Genomic DNA, 6000 nt, shown 5'->3' with positions numbered 1-6000 from the left:
CCCTCTACGACGCCTTCGGCCAGCGCCAAGTCTCGACGATCTACAACCCGCTGAACCAGTATCACGTCGTGATGGAGATCGCCCCGCGCTACCTCCAGAGTCCCGATACCCTGAAAATGCTCTACGTCTCGACGTCCGGCGGCAAGGCGCGGGGCTCGGCCACCACCAACGCGGTGGCCGGCACGGTGGCGGGGGCCGTGGCCCCCGCGACCACGTCCGGTGCGGTCGGCGCGGCGACGTCCGATGCCAGCGCGGCCGCAATCGCCACCGATTCGGCCCGCAACGCCGCCGCCAACGCCATCGCGGGGGGCAAGGGCGGGGCCTCGTCGAGCGCGCCGGTGTCGAGCGCCAAGGAGACGATGATCCCGCTCTCGGCCTTCGCCCGCCTGGAGACCGGCAACGCGCCGGTCCAGGTGAGCCACCAGGGCCTGTTCGTCGCCACCACGATCTCGTTCAACCTCGTGCCGGGCAAGAGCCTGTCGGATGCCACTGCCGCCATTGAGGCGGCGATCACGGATCTGCGCCTGCCCGCCACCATCCACGGCGAGTTCGCGGGCTCGGCCAAGAGCTTCCAGGAATCCTCCTCACGCCAGCCACTGCTGATCCTGGCCGCACTCCTGGCCGTCTACACGATCCTGGGAATCCTCTACGAGAGCTTCGTCCACCCCGTCACGATCCTATCGACCCTGCCGTCCGCCGGCATTGGCGCCCTGCTGGCGCTCCTCGTCTCGGGCACCGAATTCACGGTGATCGCGCTGATCGCGGTCTTCCTGCTCATCGGCATCGTCAAGAAGAACGCGATCATGATGATCGACTTCGCCCTCGATGCCGAGCGCACGCGCGGGGCCTCCCCGCAGGAGGCGATCTTCGAGGCCTGCCTCTTGCGCTTCCGCCCGATCATGATGACAACGCTCGCCGCGATGCTCGGCGCCCTGCCCCTCATCCTCGCCGGCGGGGAGGGCTCCGAGTTAAGGCGGCCCCTCGGCATCGCCATCGTCGGCGGCCTGATCGTGAGCCAGATCCTGACCCTCTACACCACCCCCGTCGTCTACCTGTACCTCGACCGGCTGCGCCGCCGACCGGCGCCGGCCGGGGGCGCCGCGTTGAGCCCCGCCGAATGAAGCTGCGCCCCGGACTTCTCGCGATGCTGAGCCTTCCCGGGCTCGTGTCCGGCTGCATGGTCGGCCCCGACTATTCCCGCCCCTCCGTGGAAACGCCGCTGGCGTTCAAGGAAGGCGGCACCCGCGAGGACAGCGCGGCTTACGTGGCGAGCCGCAAGGGCTGGCGTCCGGCCGCGCCCAATGACGGGGCCGAGCGCGGCGACTGGTGGCGGGTGTTCCGAGATCCCACCCTCGACCGGCTGATCCGCCTCGTCGACGTCGACAACCAGAGCCTGCGCGCCCAGGTCGCCGCCTACGAGCAGGCGCGCGGCTTCGTCGTCCAGGCCCGTGCCGCCCTGTTCCCGACGGTCACGGGGGCACCCAGCATCTCGCGGTCCCGCGCCATCGGGATCGAGCGCACCAACGTCTCGCTCCAGGGCCAGGCGAGCTGGGAGCTCGACCTGTTCGGCCGCATCCGCCGCAACATCGAGAGCGAGGTCGCCACCGCGCAGGCCAGCGCCGCCGACCTCGCCCTGGTGCGCCTGACGCTCCAGTCCGAGGTGGCGACCAACTACCTGACCCTGCGGTACCAGGATTCGCTCCAGCGGGTGCTCAACGAGAACATCGAGGGTTACAAGAAGAGCCTCGCGATCACCGAGAACCAGTACAATGCCGGCGTCGCCGCGCGCTCGGACGTCATCACCGCCCAGACTCTGCTCCAGACCACCCAGGCCCAGGCCATCGCCGTCGGCCTCCAGCGCGCCACCTTCGAGCACGCCATCGCGCTCCTCGTCGGGCGGCCGCCCTCTGCGTTGAGCCTGCCGGTGGCGCCGCTCGCCGTGCGCCCGCCCGCCGTCCCGGTCGGCATTCCCTCCGCGCTTCTGGAGCGCCGTCCCGACGTCGCGCAGGCCGAGCGCAACGTCCAATCCCAGAGCGAGCAGATTGGCGTCGCGGTGGCGGCGTTCTACCCCACCGTGACCCTCTCGGCCTCCGGCGGCATCTCGGGCAACCCCGCCAACGGCCTGTTCTCGGCGGTCAATCAGGTCTGGTCGGTGGCCGCCGCGGGCTCCGAGGTGTTCTACGACGGCGGCGCCCGCGCGGCGGCGCTGCGCATCACCCGCGCGGCCTACGACGCCAGCGTGGCCAATTACCGCCAGACCGTGCTCACCGCCTTCGCGGAGGTCGAGAACGGGCTGGCCGGCGTGCGTATCCTGGCCCGGCAGCAGGTGGCCCAGGACGAAGCCGTCGCCTCGGCGCGGCGCGCCGTGGAGATCACCCTGAACGAGTACCGGGCCGGCACCCAGAACTTCACCACGGTGGTCACGGCCCAGGCGCTGGCCCTCAACAACGAGGTCACGGCCCTGCAGATCCGGCTCAACCGCTTCACCACCGCCGTGTCCCTCATCCGGGCGCTCGGCGGCGGCTGGGACGTGCGCAGCCTGCCGAGCGGCGACGAACTGAAGGAGACCCGCCTGCCGGTGGATTCGGGCCAAGCCGCCCGCACTGACGAATAAGCCGTCCGCACGGACGAATAGGCCGTCCGCACGGACGAATAGCGCCCGCGCCGGTCCCGCCGAGTGGACCGAGCCGATTCCCGCGATCTGTCACGACCTTGGCCGGAACGACGCCGGACGCCGCAGGTTGACGAGCGGATTTCGCGGGCGTGCTGCGCCGCAACCAACGATGGAGGTCGTGGGCCATGGACGAGACACCGCCCCCCAAGGTCGCCGAGACGGGCGAGCCCGTTGCCAAGGCGCCGCCCTGCACCCTGGTGATCTTCGGGGCCGGCGGCGACCTGACGAAGCGCCTCCTGATGCCGGCCCTCTACAATCTCGCGTCCGGCGGCCTGCTCGACGACGCAGTCCGCATCATCGGCGTCGACCACAATGCCAACACCGACGAGGGCTGGCGGCAAGCGCTGTCGGACACGATGCAGTCCTTCACAACGGACCGCACATCGGAGTTCCATCCCGATCACATCGATCCGGAGGCCTGGGGCTTCATCCGCGAGCGCCTGCACTTCCGGCAGGGCGACTTCACCGCCCCCGAGACCTTCTCGGGCCTCGCTCAGGCCCTGTCCGGCAACGTGATCTTCTACCTCGCGGTCTCGGCCCGCTTCTTCGGGCCGATCGTCGATGCCCTCGGGGCGGCGGGTCTCCTGAAGGAAGGCGCGGGGGCCTTCCGTCGCGTCGTCATCGAGAAGCCCTTCGGCAGCGACCTCGACTCCGCGCGCGCACTGAACACGCGCATCCTGAAGCAGGGAGCCGAAAGCCAGTTCTTCCGCATCGACCACTTCCTCGGCAAGGAGACGGTGCAGAGCATCCTGGCGATCCGTTTTGCCAACGGACTGCTCGGTCCGGTCTGGCACCGCGACCACATCGACTACGTCGAGATCACGGCCGCCGAGACCATCGGGGTCGAGGCACGCGGCGCCTTCTACGAACCCACCGGGGCGCTGCGCGACATGGTGCCGAACCACCTGTTCCAGCTACTCTGCATGGTGGCGATGGAGCCGCCAAAATCCCTCGACGCCGAGGATGTCCGCGACGCGAAGGCCCGCCTGATCCAGGCCGTGCGCCCCGTCTCCACGGCGGATGCCGTGCGCGGCCAGTACACGGCCGGCACGGAGCACGGGCACGCTGTGCCCGCCTACCGCGCCGAGCCGAACGTCGCCACGGATTCGCGTACCGAGACCTACATCGCCCTGAAGCTCGCCATCGACAACGACCGCTGGCGCGGCGTTCCATTCTATCTGCGTACCGGCAAGCGAATGACCGACCGGGTCACCGAGATCGCCCTCCACATCAAGGCACCGGTTCCCTCGCCCTTCGCGGGCGTCGGCGCGGCGCCGGATATGCTGCGCTTCCGGATCGATCCCGAGCAGGGCCTCGACATCGCCATGAACGCCAAGCGGCCGGGGCCACGCATGGATCTCGGCCCGGTTACCGCCGCCTTCGAATACGGCGACTTCTTCCGTGAGACGCCGAGCGTCGGCTACGAAACCCTGCTTTACGATTGCATGATCGGCGACGCGACCCTCTTCCAGCGAGCCGACAGCATCGAGGCGGCCTGGGCCGCCGTCGATCCCGTGCTCAAAGCCTCGGCCGGCGCAGACCCGGAAGCTTACGCCGCCGGCAGCGACGGCCCGGCCGGTGCCGAGGCGCTGCTGGCCCGGCAGGGGCATCGCTGGCTACCGCTCGACCAGCGCTGATCCCTTGGCGCTACGCCCCGTCCGGCGCGCCTCGACCCGGCGGACGGGACGAAGCGCCGCCAGATCGTCGTGGTGGAGCAGCAGCACCCCGGCGGCGGCGGCGAGCTTGCGCGCGGCCGGCGTGAAGCCGGCATTCGAGACGACCGCCGCCATGTCGCCCGACCAATAGGGCATCGCCGCCGCGATCTCCTGGACGGCCCCGTTGCCCACCGGCTTCGCGTAGCGCTTGCACTGGACCACGAGGCGGACGCCGGCCTGCTCGGCGACGATATCGGCGCCCTGGTCGCCACTGGCCCGGGTCGCCCGCGCCTGCCAGCCGGCCTCGCGCAGCTGCGCGGCGCAATAGCGCTCGTAGGCGATTCCATCCTCCGGCGCCTCGCTCTCGTCGGGCAGGTCCACGCCGGCCGCCACCGCCTCAATGATTCCAAGGATGTCCTCCCACAGGGCGTCGTCGATCTCTCCCTGTCCGTGGGCTTCGAGCAGCGGCACTACGCTGCGCTCGGCGAAATAGGCGCGCTCGCGCTCCCACCCGTCCTCGATCAGGTTCCCGTAGGCATCGACGAAGCATTCCTGGCGCCGCCGCAGGGCGAGGGTGCGGGCATGCCGCCGGGCCACCCGGCGGATCAGCCGCCGGATGCGGCGAGGCCGGTCGAGCCTGTGGGCTAGGAGGGCGGCCAGGGCGAGGCCGGTGGCCGCGGCGGCCGGCGGACCGAACCAGAAGGCGAGGCACCCTCCGATCACGCTCGTCCAGAACAGGCGCGCCACGAGGCGCGATGTCTCCGTCATGCGTTGGCCCGATCCCCGGAGGCGCCGTCCGCGCCCGTCGCGGGCGGCGTCCTCCTCGGAACCGTGCCATCCGAGCGTTGCATGATCTCTAACGGGACGCGCCGCGTTTCCGCCGGGAGCGCGCCCCTCGCCCCCGACCGTCGACCAAGATCGCCAGATGCGCGCCCGCCCAGGCGGATCGGCGGTGCGCGCCGAAGGTGAGCGGAGCGTGGTGCTCCGCCGCCGGCTGCAATTCCCAAGTCTTCGACCGCCCCGGTTCGGGCATCGGATGAGCTGTGGACAAAAGGAAACGGAGGCCGGAGCGATCAGCTCCGGCCTCCGTTGCGGCACCCCATGCGGATGACGGCGTGGGGCGGCTTGGCGACGCGTCTCAGGCCTGGGCGGCGACCTTGGGACGGCGGCCGCGCGGTGCCGGCACCTTCGCCTCGCTGTCGGCGGCGGGGCCGTTGTCCTGCTTACGGCGCTGCTGACCGAGACCCATGTTCTTGGCGAGTTCCGAACGCGCGGCGGCGTAGTTCGGCGCCACCATGGGGTAGTCGCTCGCGAGGTTCCACTTCGTACGATACTGCTCAGGGGTCATGTCGTAGCGCGTCCGCAAGTGGCGCTTCAGCGACTTGAACTTCTTCCCGTCCTCCAGGCAGACGATGTAGTCCGGCGTGATCGAGCGCTTGACCGAGACGGCTGGGGTCAACGGCTCCGGCTTTTCCTCCGGCGCCGCCTGATTGAGCTTGCCCAGCGTCGCGTGGACCGAGCTGATCAGAGCCGGAAGATCCGCGATCGGAACCGAGTTGTTGCTCACGAACGCCGCGACGATGTCTGCTGCCAGCTCAATGAAGTCCGGAGCGATTTCATTGTCTGAATTCATTCTATACCCCTGATGGTCGATGAAATTCATGGCGGCTG

Annotated in this window: 5 protein-coding genes; 3 read left to right on the top strand and 2 right to left on the bottom strand. The window is 69.9% G+C overall.

Annotated elements, in window-relative coordinates; genetic code table 11:
* The 3 genes from MFF30_RS05160 to zwf all read left to right on the top strand — a co-directional run.
* Positions 1-1121, top strand: a 1121-nt coding sequence (locus MFF30_RS05160; RefSeq protein ID WP_238277370.1) for an efflux RND transporter permease subunit, incomplete at its 5' end; no start/stop codon positions are given.
* A gap of 23 nt (positions 1122-1144) precedes the next feature.
* Positions 1145-2614: an efflux transporter outer membrane subunit gene (locus MFF30_RS05155; RefSeq protein ID WP_238277368.1), complete on the top strand. Its 1470-nt coding sequence runs from the start codon at positions 1145-1147 to the stop codon at positions 2612-2614.
* Positions 2615-2799: 185 nt separating this feature from the next.
* The gene (gene zwf, locus MFF30_RS05150) at positions 2800-4311 is read left to right on the top strand and encodes a glucose-6-phosphate dehydrogenase (RefSeq protein ID WP_238277366.1); all 1512 of its coding nucleotides are present in this window, start codon (positions 2800-2802) and stop codon (positions 4309-4311) included.
* On the opposite strand, the gene MFF30_RS05145 is transcribed toward zwf, so the two are convergent.
* Together MFF30_RS05145 and MFF30_RS05140 are read right to left on the bottom strand one after the other, a co-directional pair.
* Positions 4291-5097, bottom strand: coding sequence for a restriction endonuclease (locus tag MFF30_RS05145; RefSeq protein ID WP_238277364.1), 807 nt, complete (start codon positions 5095-5097; stop codon positions 4291-4293). The genes zwf and MFF30_RS05145 overlap by 21 nt on opposite strands.
* 370 nt (positions 5098-5467) lie before the next feature.
* Positions 5468-5962, bottom strand: a complete 495-nt coding sequence (locus tag MFF30_RS05140; protein WP_238277392.1) for a Ros/MucR family transcriptional regulator — start codon at positions 5960-5962, stop codon at positions 5468-5470.
* Positions 5963-6000: the final 38 nt, after the last annotated feature.

Origin of the sequence: Methylobacterium goesingense, assembly GCF_022179225.1 — a bacterium.
Taxonomy (GTDB): Bacteria; Pseudomonadota; Alphaproteobacteria; order Rhizobiales; family Beijerinckiaceae; genus Methylobacterium; species Methylobacterium goesingense.
This window is presented reverse-complemented; position numbering and strand designations above follow the sequence as displayed.